The sequence below is a fragment of the Streptomyces sp. NPDC088157 genome (assembly GCF_044741545.1).
Lineage (GTDB): Bacteria > Actinomycetota > Actinomycetes > Streptomycetales > Streptomycetaceae > Streptomyces.
Genome location: NZ_JBIUSU010000003.1, coordinates 399,852 through 419,692, shown reverse-complemented (window position 1 = coordinate 419,692; position 19,841 = coordinate 399,852). Strand labels below are relative to the sequence as shown.

Annotated in this window: 17 protein-coding genes and 1 riboswitch; of the genes, 6 read left to right on the top strand and 11 right to left on the bottom strand. The window is 71.3% G+C overall.

Translation table 11 applies throughout. The features are described from left to right. Positions 1-19: 19 nt before the first annotated feature. The 7 genes from ACIPFH_RS13115 to ACIPFH_RS13085 all read right to left on the bottom strand — a co-directional run bounded on the left by ACIPFH_RS13115 (position 20) and on the right by ACIPFH_RS13085 (position 7,783). Entirely contained in the window at positions 20-844 is an 825-nt protein-coding gene (locus ACIPFH_RS13115; RefSeq protein ID WP_401825748.1) for a DUF1684 domain-containing protein, read from the bottom strand. After that, entirely contained in the window at positions 841-2,796 is a 1,956-nt protein-coding gene (locus ACIPFH_RS13110; protein WP_401825745.1) for an ABC transporter ATP-binding protein, read from the bottom strand. The genes ACIPFH_RS13115 and ACIPFH_RS13110 overlap by 4 nt, the downstream gene beginning before the upstream one ends. After that, positions 2,793-3,776, bottom strand: a complete 984-nt coding sequence (locus ACIPFH_RS13105; protein ID WP_401825742.1) for an ABC transporter permease — start codon at positions 3,774-3,776, stop codon at positions 2,793-2,795. Before ACIPFH_RS13105 ends, ACIPFH_RS13110 begins: the two co-directional genes overlap by 4 nt. Further along, on the bottom strand, positions 3,773-4,732 hold the full coding sequence (locus ACIPFH_RS13100) for an ABC transporter permease (RefSeq protein WP_401825739.1): 960 nt from the start codon (positions 4,730-4,732) through the stop codon (positions 3,773-3,775). The genes ACIPFH_RS13105 and ACIPFH_RS13100 overlap by 4 nt, the downstream gene beginning before the upstream one ends. An 8-nt stretch (positions 4,733-4,740) precedes the next feature. Beyond that, positions 4,741-6,363, bottom strand: coding sequence for an ABC transporter substrate-binding protein (locus tag ACIPFH_RS13095; protein WP_401825737.1), 1,623 nt, complete (start codon positions 6,361-6,363; stop codon positions 4,741-4,743). 190 nt (positions 6,364-6,553) lie between these two features. Beyond that, the gene (locus ACIPFH_RS13090) at positions 6,554-6,670 is read right to left on the bottom strand and encodes a putative leader peptide (protein ID WP_401825735.1); all 117 of its coding nucleotides are present in this window, start codon (positions 6,668-6,670) and stop codon (positions 6,554-6,556) included. 34 nt (positions 6,671-6,704) lie between these two features. Continuing rightward, positions 6,705-6,815, bottom strand: a riboswitch (SAM riboswitch). Between the two features lie 152 nt (positions 6,816-6,967). After that, complete coding sequence (locus tag ACIPFH_RS13085; RefSeq protein ID WP_401825732.1) at positions 6,968-7,783, bottom strand: SAM-dependent methyltransferase; 816 nt, start codon at positions 7,781-7,783, stop codon at positions 6,968-6,970. 162 nt (positions 7,784-7,945) lie between these two features. On the opposite strand from ACIPFH_RS13085, the gene ACIPFH_RS13080 reads away from it, so the two are divergent. After that, on the top strand, positions 7,946-8,503 hold the full coding sequence (locus ACIPFH_RS13080) for an AAA family ATPase (protein WP_401826849.1): 558 nt from the start codon (positions 7,946-7,948) through the stop codon (positions 8,501-8,503). A gap of 188 nt (positions 8,504-8,691) precedes the next feature. Here ACIPFH_RS13080 and ACIPFH_RS13075 read toward each other — a convergent pair whose 3' ends face one another. Further along, positions 8,692-9,999, bottom strand: coding sequence for a PP2C family protein-serine/threonine phosphatase (locus ACIPFH_RS13075; RefSeq protein WP_401825730.1), 1,308 nt, complete (start codon positions 9,997-9,999; stop codon positions 8,692-8,694). Positions 10,000-10,337: 338 nt separating this feature from the next. Between ACIPFH_RS13075 and ACIPFH_RS13070 the strand changes: the two genes are divergently transcribed. After that, the gene (locus ACIPFH_RS13070; RefSeq protein ID WP_401826846.1) at positions 10,338-10,889 is read left to right on the top strand and encodes a YciI family protein; all 552 of its coding nucleotides are present in this window, start codon (positions 10,338-10,340) and stop codon (positions 10,887-10,889) included. 108 nt (positions 10,890-10,997) lie between these two features. Here ACIPFH_RS13070 and ACIPFH_RS13065 read toward each other — a convergent pair whose 3' ends face one another. After that, entirely contained in the window at positions 10,998-11,321 is a 324-nt protein-coding gene (locus tag ACIPFH_RS13065; protein WP_401825728.1) for an antibiotic biosynthesis monooxygenase family protein, read from the bottom strand. 365 nt (positions 11,322-11,686) lie between these two features. On the opposite strand from ACIPFH_RS13065, the gene ACIPFH_RS13060 reads away from it, so the two are divergent. From ACIPFH_RS13060 to ACIPFH_RS13050, 3 genes are all read left to right on the top strand, one after another. After that, entirely contained in the window at positions 11,687-12,967 is a 1,281-nt protein-coding gene (locus ACIPFH_RS13060; protein ID WP_401825725.1) for a ricin-type beta-trefoil lectin domain protein, read from the top strand. Then, the gene (locus ACIPFH_RS13055; RefSeq protein ID WP_401825722.1) at positions 12,949-14,352 is read left to right on the top strand and encodes a ricin-type beta-trefoil lectin domain protein; all 1,404 of its coding nucleotides are present in this window, start codon (positions 12,949-12,951) and stop codon (positions 14,350-14,352) included. Before ACIPFH_RS13060 ends, ACIPFH_RS13055 begins: the two co-directional genes overlap by 19 nt. Positions 14,353-14,493: 141 nt before the next feature. Further along, positions 14,494-16,659, top strand: coding sequence for an RICIN domain-containing protein (locus ACIPFH_RS13050; protein WP_401826844.1), 2,166 nt, complete (start codon positions 14,494-14,496; stop codon positions 16,657-16,659). Between the two features lie 63 nt (positions 16,660-16,722). Here the strand turns inward: ACIPFH_RS13050 and ACIPFH_RS13045 are convergent, their stop codons facing one another. After that, on the bottom strand, positions 16,723-17,568 hold the full coding sequence (locus ACIPFH_RS13045) for an SDR family oxidoreductase (RefSeq protein WP_401825719.1): 846 nt from the start codon (positions 17,566-17,568) through the stop codon (positions 16,723-16,725). A gap of 105 nt (positions 17,569-17,673) precedes the next feature. On the opposite strand from ACIPFH_RS13045, the gene ACIPFH_RS13040 reads away from it, so the two are divergent. After that, a complete protein-coding gene (locus ACIPFH_RS13040; protein WP_401825716.1) occupies positions 17,674-18,597 on the top strand; it encodes a LysR substrate-binding domain-containing protein in 924 nt (307 codons plus the stop codon). 76 nt (positions 18,598-18,673) lie between these two features. Here ACIPFH_RS13040 and ACIPFH_RS13035 read toward each other — a convergent pair whose 3' ends face one another. Next, a complete protein-coding gene (locus ACIPFH_RS13035; protein WP_356248432.1) occupies positions 18,674-19,783 on the bottom strand; it encodes a sugar-binding protein in 1,110 nt (369 codons plus the stop codon). Positions 19,784-19,841 lie beyond the last annotated feature (58 nt).

The window sequence follows — 19,841 nt, the reverse complement described above, 5'->3', positions numbered from 1 at the left end:
GCTCATCGGCGCTCGGCGTTCACGACCCGCCCCGCTCGCGGGGGATCCTCTCGCCGGCCTCCACCGGCACGGGCAGCCGGTTCTCCGCCGGCGGCAGCGGGCAGGTTGCCAGATCGGTGTAGGCGCACGGCAGGTTCGTCGCCCGGTTGAAGTCCAGAACGACCGTGCCGTCGGCCGCGGGTGCGTCCAGCGCGAGGGCCCGGTTGGCCGCGTAGGTGGTGACCCCGGAGGTCGCGTCGGTGAACAGCACCAGCAGACCGCCCGGGCCGTGGCCGGGGAACGCGGTCAGCGCCAGCGGCCGCCCGTCCAGCTCGAACTCGACCCGGCCCGGCGCGTCGTACACGTGCTCCAGTCCTTCGACCGCCGCGCCGACGGTCGTCGGCCGGGGCTCGTCGAACGCCGTGTAACGGCCGGTAACCACCCAGCGGGGGTGCGGGGCGTAGGCCGGCGTTCCGGTGAAGGCGGTGCGCAGCGGTGTGTCCGGATGGCGGGGGCGGATGATGTCGTGTCCGCCGCGCTTGGCCACCTCGATGACGGCGTCGCCCCAGACGGCGTCGACCCCGCCGCGCTCCGGGATCACCCCGAAACGGTGCTCGCCCCGGACGGGAACGCCGTCGACGACCAGCTCCTCGCCGTCGTCGAGGACCACGACGATTCCGTCGGCGTCGGTCGACCACGCCCCCGGAGCGTCCGGGAAACGTTCCGGCTGCTCACTCAGCCAGTGCAGGCCGGTGACCGCCAGGAATCCGTGCGGGTCGGCGAGTCGTGCCTCCTGCCGGTGATGCCACTCCTGCCAGTCGAGGACGAAGGCCTCGATGTCTGCCGACGTGTCGTGAACGGTCACTTGTGCTCCTTCGGTTGGTGCGGCCCGACCCCGGCCGACGCGTGGCGGCCGCCGGGGATCGCCGCGAGCAGCTCGCGGGTGTAGTCGTGGCGGGGGCGGGTGAACAGGTCCTCGGCGGTGCCCGTCTCGACGATGCGCCCGGACCGCATGACGGCGACCCGATGCGCGATCTGGCGTACGACGGCCAGGTCGTGCGAGATGAACAGGTACGCCACTCCGGTGTCGGCCTGGAGCTCGGCGAGCAGGTCGAGCACCTGGGCCTGGACGGACACGTCGAGCGCGGACACCGGTTCGTCGCACACCACCAGGTCCGGCGAGAGTGCGAGGGCGCGCGCGATCGCGACGCGCTGGCGCTGCCCGCCGGACAGTTCCGCCGGGCGACGGCCCAGCATCGACGCGGGCAGCGCCACCTTCTCGAGCAGTTCCCGGGCCCGGGCGAGCCGTGAGGCACGGTCGCCGACCCTGAACGCACGCAGCGGCTCGGTGATCACCTCGCCGACGGAGAACCGGGGGTCCAGCGAGGCGTACGGGTTCTGGTAGACGAGCTGGGCCCGCCGGCGCAGTTGTCTGGCCTGTGCGCCTCGGGCGGTCGTGACATCGGCGCCGTCGAACAGGATGCTTCCGGCGGTCGGATCGGCCAGCCGCAGCACCAGGCGGGCCGTGGTGGACTTTCCCGAACCGGATTCCCCGACCAGGGCCAGCGTCCGGCCGCGGTGCAGGGTGAGGCTGACGTCGTCGACCGCCCGCAGGGTGCGGGCGGCGCCCCCGGCGGCGGGCAGCCGGAACTCCTTGACCAGATGGCGGGCCTCCACCAGCGGCGCCTCGTCGGGAGCCGGCGCGGTGGCGGAGCCCGTGGCACGAGGGCGGGCCGTGGTGAGGCTGGGCGCACTGGCCAGCAACCGCCGGGTGTAGGCGTGCCGCGGGTTCTCCAGGATGTCGCGGGTGGGACCCGCCTCCACGACCCGCCCCTCGGACATGACCACGATGCGCTGGGCCCGGTCGGCGGCCACGCCGAGATCGTGCGTCACCAGCAGCACGGCGGTGCCGGACTCCTCGGTGAGGTGCTGGAGGTGGTCGAGGATGACCCGTTGCACGGTGACGTCCAGCGCGCTGGTCGGCTCGTCGGCGATGATCAGTTTCGGTTCGGCGGCGATGGCGACCGCGATCAGGGCCCGTTGGCGCATCCCGCCCGACAGCTCGTGCGGGTACTGCCGGGCCCGGGTGGCCGCGTCGGGCAGCCCTGCCTGGTCCAGGATCGCGATCGCGGCCGACTGCGCGGAGCGCCGGGTCGCCAACCCGTGGATGCGCAGTACCTCGGCGACCTGCTCGCCGACGCGTTTGACCGGGTTGAGCGACACCGTCGGGTCCTGGGGCACCAGCCCGATCTGCGCGCCGCGTACGGTACGCAATTCCCGTTCCGAGAGCGCGGTGAGGTCGTGTCGGCCGAAGCGGACGGTACCGGCGTCGATGCCACCGTTGGCCGCCAGCAGCCGGGTGATCGCGTGCGCGGTCGTGCTCTTCCCGGAACCCGACTCGCCGACCACCGCCGTGACCTGCCCCGGCCACACGTCGAGATCCACCCCCCGCACCGCTCGCACGGTGCCCCCACGCGTGCGGTACGACACCGACAGGCCCCGCACTTCCAACAGCGCGGGTTCCCTGACCGAGCCCTCACCGCTCACGGCCTGATCGGCGGCGCCACGGCCGGTCGGGGGTCGGCCGGTCCCGGTGGGGTCGGTTCGGGGCCGGACGGTGATGGCGGCCCGGTCTGTCGGGAGCCGGTCGGGGACGGTCTTGTCGGTCGTCGGCCGGTCGGCGACGGCCTCGTCGGTCGTCGGCCGGTCGGGGACGGTCTTGTCGGGTACCGGCTGGTCGGTCACGGCCTCGTGCGGCACGGGTTCGTCCGTCTCGGGTTCGTTCGTCGTGGGTTCGTTCGTCGTGGGGCCGGTCATCGCTGTCGGGACCATTCGCCGTCCAGCGCTCGCGCGATGCGGTTGGTGGCGAGGCCCGTCGCGGCGATCGCGAGGCCGGGCAGGGCGGTGAGCCACCAGGCGTTGGCCAGGTAGTTGCGCCCCTCGGAGATCAAGGTGCCCCATTCGGGCGCAGGCGGCGGCGCCCCGTAGCCGAGGAAGCTCAGCGACGACACGGCGAGGATGGCCGCGCCGAACTCGAGGGTCGCCAGCACGATCACCGGGCCCGCCGCGTTGGGCAGGACGTGCCGGCCCAGCACCGAGTACCAGCGGGCACCGCAGGAGCGCGACGCCTCGACGAAGACCGCCTGCCGCACGCGCAGCACCTCCGCGCGGGTCACCCGGGCGAAGCCGGCGACGCTGGCGATGCCGACCGCGACCGCCACCTTCACCGTCCCGTAGCCCAGCGCGGTGACCAGGGCCAGGGAAAGGAACAGCGACGGAATCGACAGCAGTACGTCGACGAAGCGCATCAGCACGTCCTCGACCCAGCGGCCCACGAACCCGGCGACCAGGCCGATGAGCCCGCCGACCACGAACGCGAACCCCACCGCGATCAACGTCGCCTTCAGTGACAGCTGCGCACCGTGCACCACCCGCGAGAACACGTCACGTCCCAGCTCGTCGGTGCCGAACCAGTGCCCGCCGCCGGGGCTGCGGAAGTTCTGCGAGGGCACCCCGCGCAGCGGATCCTGCGAGGTGAACAGGGACGGCCAGAACGCGGCCAGCACCACCAGCACCAGCACCAGCGCCGAGACCGACAGCCCGGGCCGGCGCACCACGAAACGCAGGACCCGCAACGCTCCGACCAGGCGCCCCGGACCCGCGGCACCCGGACTCGCGGGACCTTGGCCCGCGGGACCTGGATCCGTACCGGGATCGACCGGCCGGGCCAGGCCGGCCGCGGCCTCCACGGTTTTGGCCGCTCCGGCGGCGACATCGTCGGCGAGGGTCCGGCTCATGCGGGACGCACCTTCCTGCTCGAGGCCACCACGATCCGCGGGTCGAGCAACGGGTAGACGAGATCGACGATCAGGTTGGCCGTCACGAAGATCAGCGCTCCGAACACCACGACCCCCTGGACCAGCGGAATGTCCTGGACGGTGACCGCGGCGGCGGTCACCCGGCCCAGGCCGTCGCGGGAGAACACCGTCTCGACGACGACCGAACCGGCGATCAGCTGGCCGGCCAGCAGCCCGACGACCGTCAGGGCCGGCAGTGAGGCGTTGCGCAGCGCGTGCCGCAGATGGATCCGCAGCCGGCCGGCGCCCTTGGCCCGTGCCGTCTCCACGTAGGCCTGGTCGAGCGCCGTCAACAGGCTCTTGGCCAGTACCTGCGCCACCAGCGCGCCGGTCGGTATCGCCAGCGTCACCGCGGGCAGCACCAGGCCCCGCAGTCCGTCGTTGCCGAACGCGGGGAACAGCCGCGTACGGAAGGAGAACAGCTCGACGAGCAGCAGCCCGACCCAGAACGTCGGTACCGACACCCCGAGCGGCGGCAACGACAGCAGCAACTGCCGCAGCCACCGGCGGCCGGTGAAGGTCGCCAGCACCGCGAGACCGCCGCCGAGGAGCACCGCGAGGAGCAGTGCCGCCCCGGTCAGCTGAAGGGTCTGCGGCAGCGCGTCGGCCAGGGTCGAGGTCACCGGCCGGCCGGTGGACACGGAGTCGCCGAAGTCACCGCGCACCGCCCTGCCGAGATGGTCGGCGTACTGCGCCGGCACCGGCTTGTCGAAGCCGTACTCGTGTCGCAGCGCGGCGAGTTGGGCCGGATCGACCTGCCCCGTGTCCGCTCCGGCGCCGGCCATCGCGGAGACGGGGTCACCGGGCAGGTAGTCCAGCACGAGGAAGGAGACCGTGTAGGCCGCCCACAGCACCCCGAGGGCCTGCGCGAGACGTTTGACCACATAGGGACGCATGCCGGCCGTTACCCGATCCAGGTGTCGTGCAGCTGTATCCGGCTGGAGGCCTCGAAGTCGAGGTCGTGCACCTTCTTCGCCACCCCCAGCTGGGTCTGCAGCTCCACCACGGGCACGACGTAGGCGTTCTGCACAATCAACTTCTGTGCCTCGCCCACCAGTTGCTTGCGCTTGACCGGGTCGCTCGTCGCGGCCTGCTGCGTCAGCGCGTCGTCCAGGGAGCTCGCCGGCAGGTGGTAGAAGTTGGCCAGCCGGGAGGAGTACGAGCTGCGCAGGATGTCCGGATCGGCGCGGGTCACATTGCCCCACACCGCGTCGAAGTCACCGGACTGAAGGGTCGGGGAGAACTGGGTGATCTGGAGCTGCTTGAGCGCCACGTCGATGCCGACGGCCTTGAGCTGCTGCTGGATCAGTTCCAGCGCGGGCTGGTTGGTGGCCGCGTTGGCGAACCACTTGACGGTCAGGCTCAGCCTCTTGCCGTCCTTGACCCGGACGCCGTCGCTGCCCGCCTTCCAACCGGCCGAGTCCAGCAGGGACTTCGCCTTGCCCGCGTCGAAGGCCAGGTCCGGGCCGAGATCGGCGTAGTCCGGTGTGGTGTGCGCCAGGATGCTGGTCGCCGGCTCGGTGCCGGTGGGGAACACGGCGTCCACGATCTGCTGCCGGTCGATGGCGAACAGGAGCGCCTGGCGCACCTTCGCGTCCTTGAAGAGCGCCCGGGAGTTGTTGAGCCCCAGGTTGAACACCACGCCCGGGTTGGCCCGTTGGGGGAGGTTCACCGCGCCGCCCTGGAGCGCGGCCTCGTTGGCCTTGCCGACGCTGCCGATCGCGTCCACCTGGCCGGACTGGAGGCTGCCGGTGCGTACGCCGGCCTCGGGGACCACCTTGAACACCAGCTTGTCCAGGTAGGCCTCGCCCTTCTTGGTCCACAGCGTGGAACCCCACGCGTACTTGGCGCGCCTGGCCAGGGTGATCGACTGGTTCTGCGCATAGTCCTTCAGCACGAACGGCCCGGATCCGACCACGCCCTTGCTGCATTTGTCCTGCGGGCTCTCCTTCGCGCTCGCCGACGACTCGATCCCCAGCGAGTGCGTCGCCGTGGCCTGCAGGAACTGCGCGTTGGGCTGCTTGAACCTGACCCGCACCGTCAGCGGGTCCACCGCGGTGGTGCTCTCCACGCCGCTCAGGTACCCCTGGGCGAGGGTGCCCAGGGCGCCGAGCTTCGGCACCGCGTCGAAGTTGTCCTTCACCACCTGTGCCGTCAGGGGTGTCCCGTCGCTGAAGGTCACACCTGATCTCAGGTGGAACGTGAACGTCGTGGTGTCCGGGCTGATGTCCCAGCTCTTCGCCAGCCAGGGCACGATCTTTCCGGTCTTGGGGTCCTGGTCGGTCAGGGAGTCCACGACCTGACGCAGTGAGTAGATGGTGTCGTTGCTGGCCACCTGCTGCGGATCCACGCAGCCGGCGTCGGAACCCACCGCGAAGGTGAGGGTGCCGCCCGACTTCGGCCGGCCGCCCTCGCCGCCGGCGCTGCCGGTGTCGCTCGACGCGCAGGCGCTCAGCAGCAGCCCGCCGGTCACGAGTGCGGCGAACGCCGCCCGGCGGTGAGTACGGGAATCCGGATGCGCTGTCACGGGATGGTTCTCCTACTCCAAGGTCACCGCGCACATGCCGGGGCGGAACGCGGCCATGGCGATGCGCGGAAGGTGCCGTCCCCGCACGGGTCGGCACTGCTCAGAACTGTTCAGGGGGGACGCCGACGACGATGTCGACGACGACATGACCGCGCCGGGGGCGAGGGTCAGCCGGTGGGGTGGGGCGTGATCAGCCCTGACACAGACAGCTGGCGGAACGCCGCAGGTCGATGTGGCGACGGCGCGAGAATCCGGAGAACGGTGCAGCGGTCGCGATGGAGGAACTCAGGTTGCCGTTGTGCCGCACGCCGGTCCTCCACCTCTCAGGCCCCGGAACCGGGGCTACGCGCTTGCGGAGTCGAATGACCCCGCCGGGCTTTCACCTGGAGCACCCCACCGCGGAGGAGGGTTGCCGGTCAGCTAGCCAGGGCTTGACGCTGACACTCAATGCCGGTGTCGACCTTACGGAGTACTCACATTGTCCGTCAATATCGGTCGGAGAGTTGAACGACTCCGCCGCACCGGCCGTGACTGCCGGTGCGGCGGGACGCACATCAGCGCTCGTCGGCCGGACGCCCGGCAGGGACGCCGGCGCCGGCCCCGGTCACGGCTTACGGGCGAGGCCGCCGTGTTCGCCGATGACCTCCGGGGCGGGGGAGGTGGTCTCCGGGCGCCAGAGGGGGACCGGGACGACTCCCGGCTCCAGGAGGTCCAGGCCGTCGAAGTACGCGGTGATCTCGTCCACGGAGCGCAGGTTGTACGGAACGGCGCCGCTCTCGTTGTAGGCGTCCTGGGCCGCTTCGAAGACCGGGTCGATGCCCCGCGAACCGTCGTTGACGGAGAGGTAGCTGCCGGACGGCAGGGCCGCCATCAGGGTCGTGACGATGGAGCGTGCCTGGTCGTAGTCGGCGACGTGGCCCAGGATGTTGCTGAGGATGAGCGCGGTGGGACGGGTGAAGTCCAGCGTCTCGGCGGCGGCCGCCAGGATGCGCTCCGGCTCCAGCACGTTGGCGTCGACGTAGGAGGTGGCGCCCTCCGCGGTGGAGTAGAGCAGCGCGCGGGCGTGGGCCAGGACCATCGGGTCGTTGTCGACGTAGACGATCCGGGTCTCGGGGGCGATGCGCTGGGCGACCTCGTGGGTGTTCTCGGCGGTCGGCAGGCCGGTCCCGACGTCCAGGAACTGTCGTATGCCCGCCTCGGAGACCAGATACGTGATGTTGCGGCGCAGGAACGCACGGCTGCTCCGTGCGATGGTGACGATGCCGGGGAAGACGGCGGTGTAGGCGTCACCGGCCTGCTCGTCGACGGGGTAGTTGTCCTTCCCGCCCAGCCAGTAGTTCCAGATGCGGGCCGAGTGCGGCACCGATGTGTCGATCTTCTGGTGCGCCGCTGGTCCGGGCGAGGTCACATGGTCGGTCATGAGGGGCGTCCGTCTTTCAGCCGAGGCGTGAGCAGTTCGAGCCACAACCTACGTCCCAACGACCCTGTTACGTACACGCGTTCACATTTTCGGTCGGTTGGAACGGTATCCGCACGCCAACTTCCGCCAGTTGCGGTCGGTGCCGGTAGCGTGACCGCCGTGATGGTGGGGACCCGGGAGACCCGGCTGATCGTGCTGCGGGGCAACAGTGCCTCGGGAAAGTCGACGGTGGCGGCCGGCCTGCGTGACAGGTTCGGCCGGGGCCTGGCCCTGGTCGGGCAGGACAACCTCCGCCGGGTCGTACTGCGCGAGCACGACCGGCCCGGCGCGGCGAACATCGGGCTGATCGAGGCCGTCGCCCGCTACGCCCTGGACGCCGGGTACCACGTGGTCCTCGAGGGCATTCTGTACGCCGACCGGTACGGCCCCATGCTCGAGCGGCTGCGCGCGGACCACCGCGGCCCGACCCACGGCTACTACCTCCATGTGCCGCTCGCCGAGACCCTCGTGCGCCATGCCGGCAAGCCGATCGCCGACGAGGTGGGCGAGGCGGACCTGCGCGTCTGGTACCGGGATCTCGATCTGCTGCCGAGCGGCACCGAGACCGTCATCGGTGCCGACAGCACGCTCACGAGGACCGTCGACCGCATCATGCGCGACACGGGCCTGGACAGCCTTCCCGCCCGGGAACACCCGCCCCCGGGCTCGTCCCCCGCCTGACCGGTCGGTCCGGCTACGGCTTGACGCCCACGCCCGTCCAGGGCTGACCTCGGCGTCGGTGGCGTCGTCGGGGGCGTCCGGGCGCCGGCGGTGACCGACCGCGATGCCGGGAGAGGGGAACGCGGTGTGGGCGACCCTGACGGCCTGAGCGGACGCACAGGACCCGCAGGCCGGCCGCTCCCAGCGGCTCAGTACCCGGCAGGGGTCAGTTCGGCCAGCAGCAGGGTGCGGTCGTCGGCGCCGACCGTGCCGGAAGGGGTGTGCAGGAGCCGACGGCACAACGACGGCAGGGCGTCCTGCCCGTCGCCGTCCATGGACCCGACGGCCGCCGCCGCGTCCACGGTGCGCGCGAGGCGGCTGATCTCCTGGTCGATGTCGGCGTCGCGGGACTCGACCAGACCGTCGCTGTAGAGCACCAGCAGGGCCGGATCCGGGACACTCAGCACGGTCTCCTCGTAGCTGCCCGTACCGAGCCCGAGGGGCAGGCCCGCCCCGGTCAGTCCGACCGGGGCCGTGCGGCCGTCCGGGCCGCGCAGCAACGGGGGCGGGTGGCCCGCCCCCACCAGCGTGCAGGTGCGCCGCCGGGCATCCCACTCGGCGTAGATGCAGGTCGCGAACGAGACGCCGGGGGAGTCCCCGGCGAGTGTGTCGAGCCGTCCTATGAGGTCGGCCGCCGAGATGTCGAGGCCCGCCAGGGTACGGACGGCGGTGCGCAGCTGGATCATCGCGACCGCGGACTCAGGGCCGTGTCCCATGGCGTCCCCGACGATCAGGCTGACCCGGTCGCCCGGCCGCTTCAGCACGTCGAACCAGTCGCCGCCGACGAGGTTGCCCTGCCCGGCGGGCAGACAGCCGTGCGCGGTGCGGCAGCCCCCGAACTCCTGTGCCGTTCCCGGCGGCAGACTGTTGCGGATGGCCAGCGCGGTCCGCCGCTCACGCTCGTACCGGCGCCCGTTGTCCAGCGCTACGGCGGCCCGCGCGGCCAGTGCCTCCGCGGCGGCCGTGTCCGCCGGGCCGAACGGCACACGGCCCGGTCCCCGCGTACACGTGACGAAGCCGATCGGCACGTCCCGCAGGCGCAGGGGCATGACGAGGAAGGACGCCACCCGCAGCAGGTCGCGGACGCGCGCCTCGCCGTCTCCGGAGGCGATGAGCCGGTCCGACGTGTGCGGGTCCACCGAGTCGAGCACCTGCGCCTGCCCGGCGGCGAGCGCGCGGGCGTACGGCGTCTCCCGGGGGAAGGAGACCACCTCGCCGACCGGCAGCATGCCCTCCCAGTCCTCCAGCGCGCCCGGTCCGACACGCAGCGCCATCCGGCGCGCCTCGATCCTGGGCGCGTCCGCTCCGACGTGCGCGTTCTCCTCGACGCGCCACCGCTCCAGCAGGTACACGGAAGCCGCGTCGCAGAACCCGGGCGTCAGTGCGTGGACGACATGGCTGCCGGTCATCCGCAGATCGAGTTCCGAGCCGATGACGTCGGCCGCGGGGGAGAACACCGACCGGCGGGGCGAGGACAGGGCGGCGGAGGCGTCGTCGGTGCGGCTGCGCGGTTCGTTCCGCAGGGTCGTGCCTTTCCAGTGGGGTGCGGCCGCGCGGCGGGGTACAAGGGATCACCGTGAGCCGTCGCAACTATATGATGGCGCGTCAAGTCGACGGGGGCGAAACCCAGTCGCCGCAGCGTCACCGGCCCGGCCCGGCGCGGTCGCGGGTGAGCGTCGTGGGCGGTTCGGCCGCTCGGGCCGAGGTCGGGGCGAGGCGGGCGGGCACGAGCTTCGGGATCATGCGGCGGCAAACCTGTTGAGATGGCGGGCTGCCTTGGGGAGGGTCTGTGGGCATGGAGTTCTTCTGCTACCACCGTGACCGGCCCGCCTCCGCCGTCCTGCGCGACGAGTTGCTGGAGAAGCACTGGTCCTACATGGACCGGTACGCCGCGGAGATGATCGCTCGTGGCCCGACTTTCGCCGCCGACGGCGACACACCCACCGGCAGCGTGCACATCGTCGACCTCCCGGACGCCGCCGCCGCCCGCGCGTTCGCCTTCGACGAGCCCAACTACCAGGCCGGTGTCTACCGGGACGTGCTGCTGCGCCGGTGGCGCAACCTGCTGGGCCGCACCATGTGGGAATTCCCCGGTGGCCGGACCGATGGCGACCGGTACCTGGTCCTCGGCCTCGGTTCGGGGCGGGACACCGACCTCGTCGTGCCGTCCGACCGGGACGAGCTGATCGCGTACGGCCCGCTGCTCTCCGACGACGGCGCCACCACCGTGGGCACCGCGGTGCTGCTCAGAGCCCCGGACCCGGACACGGCACGAGCCGTCCTGGCCCCGCACCTGTATGCCGACATCGAGGTTCACGAATGGCAGTTCGGCGGACGGCCGTCATGAACTCCGCCGACAGCCGGGCCGTGCCGCACCCGGCCAGGACCGCCGTCGACCTGAGCTGACGGCCACCGGCGGGTGGACGACGCCGTCTCCACCCGCCGCCGAGGCGGACTACTCGCCCTTCGGCGCCGCCTGCTGCACGACCTCGAACGACCAGAGGGTGGAGCCCGATGCCGCGGGCTTGGGCCGTTCCCCTTCCGTGCCGCCCTGGTGCGCGGTCTTCATCGGGCCCTCCATCCACGCCTGGAACGACTCCTCGTCACGCCACCGCGTGTACACCAGGTAGTCGTCGGTTCCCTCGACGGGGCGCAGGAGCTCGAACCACTCGAAGCCGTCCGAGTTCTCGACGGCATGGGCCCGGGCGGCGAACCGCTTCTCGAGGGTCTCCCGCTGCTCCGCCGGGACGGTCAGTACGTTGATCTTGACTACGCTCATGCTCCCATCCTGCCCTCTCGGAACGCGCGGGCCGTGGACCGCCCCCACCGGGGCGGCACCCGACCGACAGCGCCACATTCCGGGGACGCTGCCTCGCGTATGGCACCCACGCCTCCACCACGCCACCCATGAATGACGTGGTCCTCGGCCAGGACGTCTCCAGGTCCGGAATCTGGTCCATACCAAACCCTTGACAGGTTCATTACTCACTTCTTAAATCACGTAGTGAACTAAGCCCCCGCCAGGGCCGGTTCGCACCCCCCACCCAGTCGGCGCGGTCACGGGCGGTACGCCCTTCCGCGCTCCGGTCTGTCATGAGCATGCCGTGCTTGTGTCAGCCCGTCACGCATCAGGAAGGGAGAGCTATGGCCTCTCCGCGCCTGCCCCGGCGCCTGCTGTTTTCGCTGGCCTCGCTCCTCGCCTTCGCGTCGCTGTCCACCGGACCGGCGCAGGGCGCGTCCCCATCGGCGGCGCAAGCCTCCGCACACGCCGTCGCGTCGGCCGACGCGGCAGCCGTCACGTTCTCCGACGAGTTCGACGGGCCCGCCGGCGCCGCCGTGGACGGCGCCCGCTGGCAGATCGAGACCGGTGACAACGTCAACAACCACGAGCGGCAGTACTACACCGCGGGCAACCGTAACGCCGCTCTGGACGGCCAGGGCCATCTGGTGATCACCGCCCGCCGGGAGAACCCGGGCAACTACCAGTGCTGGTACGGGCGGTGTGAGTACACCTCCGCCCGGCTGAACACGGCCGGCAGGTTCACCACGACGTACGGCCGTGTCGAAGCCCGGATGAAGGTCCCGCGCGGGCAGGGCATGTGGCCCGCGTTCTGGATGCTGGGCAACGACATCGGCCAGGTCGGCTGGCCCGCCTCGGGCGAGATCGACGTCATGGAGAACGTGGGCTTCGAGCCGGCCACGGTCCACGGCACCCTGCACGGCCCGGGATACTCCGGCTCCGCGGGCATCGGAGCCGGGTACACCCTGCCCGGCGGACAGGCCTTCGCCGACGCCTTCCACACCTTCGCCGTCGACTGGAGCCCGAACGCGATCACCTGGTCCGTCGACGGCACCGTCTACCAGCGGCGCACCCCCGCCGACCTCGGCGGGCGGCAGTGGGTCTTCGACAAGCCCTTCTTCCTGATCCTCAACCTCGCGGTCGGCGGCTACTGGCCCGGAGACCCCGACGGCAGCACGGTCCTCCCCCAGCAGCTCCTGGTCGACCACGTGCGGGTGAGCACCGGCACCGCCCAGCCGGGCGGTGGCGGCCCCGTCACGGGCCTCGCCGGCAAGTGCGTGGACGTGGCCGGGGCCAACAGCGCCAACGGCACGGCCGTGCAGCTGTACGACTGCAACGGCACCGCCGCCCAGCAGTGGACCGTGGGCGCCGACGGCACGATCCGCGCGCTGGGCAAGTGCCTGGACGTCGCCTCGGGCGGCACGGCCGACGGCACCCCCGTACAGCTCTGGGACTGCAACGGTTCCGCCGCCCAGCAGTGGGCCGTCCCCGCGGCCCGGGACATCGTCAACCCGCAGGCGGACAAGTGCCTGGACGCCACGGGCGGCAGCTCCGCCGACGGCACCCGGCTGCAGATCTGGACCTGCACCGGCGCGGCCCAGCAGAAATGGACGGTGACCCGATGACCACGAGGTTCGCGCACCGACGCGCGGTACGCGGCGCGCTGGGCGCGGCGGCCGTCGCCGCCCTGCTCACCGGCCTGAACGGAACACCGGCGAGCGGCGCCGCGGCGGCCGCCGGGCAGATCACCGGGATCGGCGGCAAGTGCGTCGACATCGCGGGTGCCGCCACCGCCGACGGCACCGCCGTGCAGCTGTACGACTGCAACGGCAGCGCGGCCCAGCAGTGGACCGTGGGCGGCGACGGCACGATCCGCGCGCTGGGCAAGTGTCTGGACGTCGCCTCGGGCGGCACGGCCGACGGAACGCGGACCCAGTTGTGGGACTGCAACGGCTCCGCGGCCCAGCAGTGGACGGTCACCGCCGCCCGGGACATCGTCAACCCGCAGGCGGACAAGTGCCTGGACGCGACCGGCAACAGCTCCGCCGACGGCACCCGGCTGCAGATCTGGACCTGCACCGGAACCGCCAACCAGAAGTGGACGGCGCCCGGCGGCGGGGGAGAGCCGGCGCCCGGACCGGGAGCCATGGCCGTCGCACCGTATCTCTACAACGGCTGGGGCAGCCCGCCCAGCCCCACCACCGTGATGAACGCGACCGGGGTCAAGTGGTTCACGCTCGCCTTCGTCCTCAGCAACGGCTACTGCGATCCGCGGTGGGACGGCAGCCGCCCGCTGACCGGCGGAGTCGACCAGCAGACCGTCACCGCCGTCCGGGGAGCGGGCGGAGACGTGATCCCCTCCTTCGGCGGCTGGAGCGGCAACAAACTGGAGAGCTCCTGCGGCAGCGCGGGCGAACTGGCCGCCGCGTACCAGAAGGTCATCAACGCCTACGGTCTCAAGGCGATCGACATCGACATCGAGGCGGCGGCGTACGACAGCGCCGTCGTGCAGCAACGCACGGTCGACGCGCTGAAGACCGTCAGGGCGAACAACCCCGGCATCAAGGTGTACGTCACCTTCGGCACCGGCCAGAACGGCCCCGACAGCAGCCTGATCGGCAGGGCCGCCGCCTCCGGACTCACCGTGGACAGCTGGACGATCATGCCGTTCGACTTCGGCGGCGCGGGCCAGAACATGGGCCTGCTCACCGTCCGGGCCGCCGAGGGACTCAAGACCGCGGTGAAGAACGCGTACGGCTACTCGGACGACCAGGCCTACCGGCACACCGGCATCTCCTCGATGAACGGCGTCACCGACGACAGCGAGACGGTGACCGTCGCCGACTTCCGCACCATCCTCGCGTACGCCCAGCAGCGGCACCTGGCCCGGCTGACCTTCTGGTCGGTCAACCGCGACCGGCCCTGCACCGGCGGCGGCGCCGACACCTGCTCGGGCGTCTCCCAGCAGCCCTGGGACTTCACCCGGGTCTTCGCGCAGTACGCCGGCTGACCCCTCGCGTACCCGGGCCGACCCCTCCCGTACCCGGGTCGGCCCCTCCCGCACTTCCCCGACCCCCACTCACGCCGTTCCGGCGGCACAGGAGAAGACGTGCTCCGCTTCCCACGACCATCCCTCGCCGGCCCCTGGACCGTGGCTTCCGTGGCCGCGGCCACGGCCGTCTCGCTCCTGACCGGAGTCCAGCCCAGCCGGGCGGCCACCGACGCGGCCACCGCCCTCCCCACCGGCTGGTCCACGGTGGTGAACTCCGGCAGCGGCAAGTGCCTGGACGCCCGGTCGGCCGCGACCGGGAACGGCACCGCCGTGCAGCAGTACGCCTGCAACAACAGCACCGCCCAGCAGTGGAGTTTCACCGCGACCGGCGACGGCTTCGTACGGATCGGCAATCGCAACGACGCCCAGCAGGTCGTGGACGTCAGCGACGTCTCCACGGCCGACAACGCGGCCGTGCACCTGTGGAGCTACGGCGGCGGCGCCAACCAGCAGTGGCAGGCCGTCGACGAGGGCGGCGGCGCGTACCGCTTCGTCAACCGCAACAGCGGCAAGTGTCTCGACGTCCCGTCCGCCTCGACGGCCGACAGCGTCCAGCTGGTGCAGTACACCTGCAACGGCACCGCAGCCCAGCGCTTCCAGGTCGCGCCCGTGAGCACCGCGCCCGGTGACGTCGACCTCGGCCCGAACGTCGTCGTCTTCGACCCGTCGATGCCCTCGTCCACGATCCAGAGCCGGCTGAACTCGATCTTCCAGCAGCAGGAGACGAACCAGTTCGGCTCCCAGCGCTACGCGGTCATGTTCAAGCCGGGCACGTACAGCAACGACGTCAACGTCGGCTTCTACACCCAGGTCCTGGGCCTCGGGCAGTCGCCGGACTCGGTCACCATCAACGGCGCCGTACATGTGGAGGCCGACTGGTTCCCGCCGCAGAACGCCACCCAGAACTTCTGGCGCGGCGCCGAGAACCTGTCGGTCAACCCCACGGGCGGCACGGACCGGTGGGCCGTGTCCCAGGCGTCCGGGTACCGCCGCATGCATGTGCGCGGCAACCTGGAGCTGAGCGACGGCGGCTGGTCCAGCGGCGGGTTCATGGCCGACAGCAAGATCGACGGACAGGTGCGGTCCGGCACCCAGCAGCAGTGGCTGACCCGCAACTCCCAGCTCGGCGGCTGGACCGGCTCCAACTGGAACATGGTCTTCGTCGGCAGCCAGGGCGTGCCCGGCAACAGCTTCCCCAACCCGCCCTACACCACGGTCGACCGCACTCCCACGGCGCGGGAGAAGCCCTTCCTGTACGTGGACGGTACCGGCGCCTACAAGGTGTTCGTCCCGTCCGTGCGGACCAACTCCTCGGCCACCACCTGGGCGAACGGGACCGCCGCGGGCAGCTCGCTCGGCATCGACCAGTTCTTCGTCGTCAAACCCGGCGCGACCGCGGCACAGATCAACGCCGCCCTCGCCGGGGGCAGGAACCTGCTGGTCACTCCCGGCGTGTACCACCTCGACCAGACCCTGCGGGTGACCCGCCCCGACACCGTGGTGCTCGGTCTCGGCCTCGCCACGTTCGTCCCGGACAACGGCGTCACCGCCATGACCGTCGCCGACGTCGACGGGGTGAAGGTCGCCGGCGTCCTCTTCGACGCCGGCACCACCAACTCGCAGACACTCGTGGAGATCGGCCCAAGCGGCGCCGCCGCGGACCACGCGGCGAACCCCACCTCCCTGCACGACGTGTACTTCCGGGTCGGCGGGGCCGCCGTGGGCAGGGCGACCACCAGCCTCGTCGTCAACAGCGACGACGTCATCGGTGACCACATGTGGATCTGGCGCGGCGACCACGGCACCGGCATCGGCTGGAACACCAACACCGCGGACACCGGACTCGTCGTCAACGGCGACGACGTCACCATGTACGGCCTGTTCGTCGAGCACTACCAGAAGCACCAGACCCTGTGGAACGGCAACGGCGGCCGGACGTACTTCTACCAGAACGAGATGCCCTACGATCCCCCGAACCAGGCCGCCTGGATGAACGGCTCCACCCAGGGCTACGCCGCCTACAAGGTCGCGAACTCGGTCACCGGCCACCAGGCCTACGGGCTCGGCAGCTACTGCTACTTCAACGTCGACCCGGGCGTCACCGCCGAGCACGCCTTCGAGGCCCCGGCCAATCCGAACGTGCGCTTCCAGAACATGGTGACCGTCTCGCTCGGCGGTACCGGGACCATCCGGCACGTCATCAACGACCGGGGCGGGCCGTCCAACTCCGCCACCAACGTGGCCAACCTGGTGAGCTATCCGTGAGGTGAAACAGCCGTGAGCCGGGCTCGCGGCAGGGGCCCGCCGGTCCCTCCGCCCGCCCGGCCGTCACTCCGTGTCGAAGTCCGTCCCCCGGGAGACCTTCTCCCACTCGGTCAGCTCGGCGCGCACGGAGTCCAGGTGTCCGGTCAGGAAGTCGACCGCGTCCCCGCCGAGGGCGAGGCGGAGCGGGGTCCTCTCGGCGGCGAGGGCCAGCCGGATCGCCGCGGCTGCCTTCGCCGGGTCGCCGGGCTGGCCGCCGTCACCGCCCTGCACCAGCTGCCGGGTCGCGCCGACCTTCTCCGCGTACACCGGGTTCTCCTCGGAGAAGTACGCCGCACCCTTGCCGAACAGGTTGGTGCGGAACGCGCCGGGCTCCACGATCAGCACCTTGATGCCGAAGGGCGCCACCTCGTCGGCCAGGCCCTCCGACAGCTGCTCCAGCGCCGCCTTGGTCGCGCTGTAGGCGGAGAACCCGGCGAAGGACAACTGCCCGCCGAAACTGCTGATGTTCACGACAGATCCGTCGCCCCGCTCCCTCATCTGCGGCAGCAGCGCGCGGGTCAGCCGCGCCGGGCCGAACACATGCAGCTCGAACAGGTCGCGCAACTCCCGGTCGGTGGTCTCCTCGAACGCCCCGACCTGGGTGCGGCCGGCGTTGTTCACCAGCACGTCCACCCGGCCGTACCGGGCCAGGACGTCGGCGGCCACCGCGTCGATCCGCTCGCCGTCGGTGACGTCCAGGCCGATCGCCTCCACCCGGTCCGGGTGCGCGGCCATCAGGTCGTCCAGCGCCTCGGTCCGCCGTGCCGTGCCGATCACCGTGTCACCGGCGGCGACCGCGGCCTCCGCGATGGCCCGTCCGAAGCCGCTGCTCGCGCCGGTGACCAGCCAGACCTTGGCGTTCTCGCTCATCTTCGTCTCCCTCGTCAACTGCCGTCCGGGGCTCCCCGTCGACAGGTCCCATCCTTCGGCAGGTACCGGGGTGGCGTCCAAGACCCTCCGTGATAGCCATGGGTTATGGACATCCACGGGCGCGACCTGCGCTACTTCGCCTCGGTCGCCGAGGAGTTGAGCTTCACCCGCGCCGCCGAGCGGCTGTTCGTCTCCCAGCCCGCGCTGAGCAAGCAGATACGGATGCTGGAGAGGCAACTGGGTGCGGTCCTGTTCGAACGGGACCGGCGGACCGTGCGGTTGACCGCGGTGGGGGAGGCCCTGCTGCCCCGCGCCCGCGAGGTGCTGGCCGCATGGGAGGCCGCCGAGGCGGCCGTGGAGGAGGCGAAGACCGCCGAGCGGCGCACTCTGGTGATCGGTATGTCCACCAGCCCGGGCCGCGGGCTGCTGCCGGCCCTGCGGACCCGCCTCGTGTCCCGGCATCCGGACGCACATCCCGTCCTGCGTCAGGTCAACTGGGCCGATCCCAGCGCCGGGTTGGCGGACGGATCCAGCGACGTCGCCTTCGTCTGGCTCCCGCTGCCGGACGACGACCGCTATCAGTACGCGGTGGTGGCCCGCGAACCCCGGCTGGTCGCGCTGCCGCACGGGCACCCCTTGGCGGCCCGGGCCGCGTCCGACCCCGAGGGGAAGGTGGACTTCGCCGACCTGCTGGACGAGCCCTTCCTCGCCCTCCCCGCGGAGGCCGGCCCGTTGCGGGACTACTGGCTCGCGCTCGACGCCCGCGACGGTCGCCCGCCGCGGATCGGCGGGGTGGTGGCCAGTGCCGAGGAAACCCACGAGGCCGTCGCCGGCGGCCAGGGCGTGGCGCTGCTGGCGACCGGCAACGCCCCGCTGCTCGTACGGGACGAGGTGATCGCCGTGCCGGTCCGGGGCGTCTCCCCCTCCCGGTTGGCGGTGGCCGCCGGGCGGGAGGACCGACGGCCGCTGGTGCTCGCCTACCTCGCGGCGGCCCGCGACGTCGGAGCCTCGACCCGCACGACGCGCTGACCCGGTTCCCGCGGCGGGGGGTCGCCTTCGCCCGCCCCGGAGAGCCTTTCGGGGCGGGCGGAGGCGACGGTCGGTGCTACTTGGTGAGCGCCGCCAGCTTGGGGTCGTTCGCGTAGGCCTCGGCCGCGTTCTCCTTCGTCACGATCACGGGCGGAAGGAGGTAGGACGGGACGACCTTCTTGCCGTTGTCGTACGACTTGGTGTCGTTGATGGTCGGCTTGTCGCCCTTCTGGAGGGCCTTGACCATGTTGACGGTCTCCGCGACGAGCTTGCGGGTGTCCTTGTTGATGGTCGAGTACTGCTGTCCCGCCATGATCGACTTCACCGACTCGACCTCGGAGTCCTGACCGGTGACGACCGGGACCGGCTTGCCGGCGCCCTTGACCGAGGTGAGGATCGCGCGGGCGAGGGTGTCGTTGGGGGACAGGACGCCGTCGAGGGTCTTCTTGCCGCCGTAGGCCGAGGTCAGCAGCGAGTCCATGCGCTGCTGGGCGTTCTCGGCCTTCCAGCCCTGGGTCGCGGTCTGCTTGATGTCGGTCTGCCCCGAGCCGACAACGATGTCGCCCTTGTCGATCAGTGGCTTCAGCACGTCCATCGCGCCGTCGAAGAAGACCTTGGAGTTGTTGTCGTCCGGCGAGCCGGAGAACATCTCGATCGTCCAGGGCCCCTTCGGCTTCTTCGCCTTCATGCCGTCGACCAGGGCCTGGCCCTGAAGCTGGCCGACCTTGAAGTTGTCGAAGGCGATGTAGTAGTCGATGTCGGGGGTGTTGGTGATGAGCCGGTCGTAGGCGATGACGGTGGCGCCCTCCTCCTTGGCCTGCTTCACCTGGGTCGCGAGCTGTGAGGCGTCGGTCGCGCCGATGACGATGACCTTCGCGCCCTTGGTGACCATGGAGGAGATCTGCGCCTGCTGGTCGGCCACGGTGGTCGAGGCGCCCGCGTACTGGACGTCCGCCTTGAAGCCCGCGTCCTTGAGACCGCCGGTGAACAGGTCACCGGCGAGCACCCAGTTCTCCGACGTCTTGGCGGGCAGGGCGACGCCGATCAGGGAGTCCTTCGCGAAGCCCTTGCCGTCGGCGCTGTCGCTGCCGGTGGAGCCCTCGCGTTCGTTGGAGCAGGCCGTGCCCAGGGTGAGCAGGGCGGCGGCGCCGACGGCGGCGATGCTTCTGATGACGGTTGTGCGCATGGTGAGTTGACCCTTCGTGCGGTGCTGGTTGCCGGAGTGCGGTGTGCCGTCGAGCGCG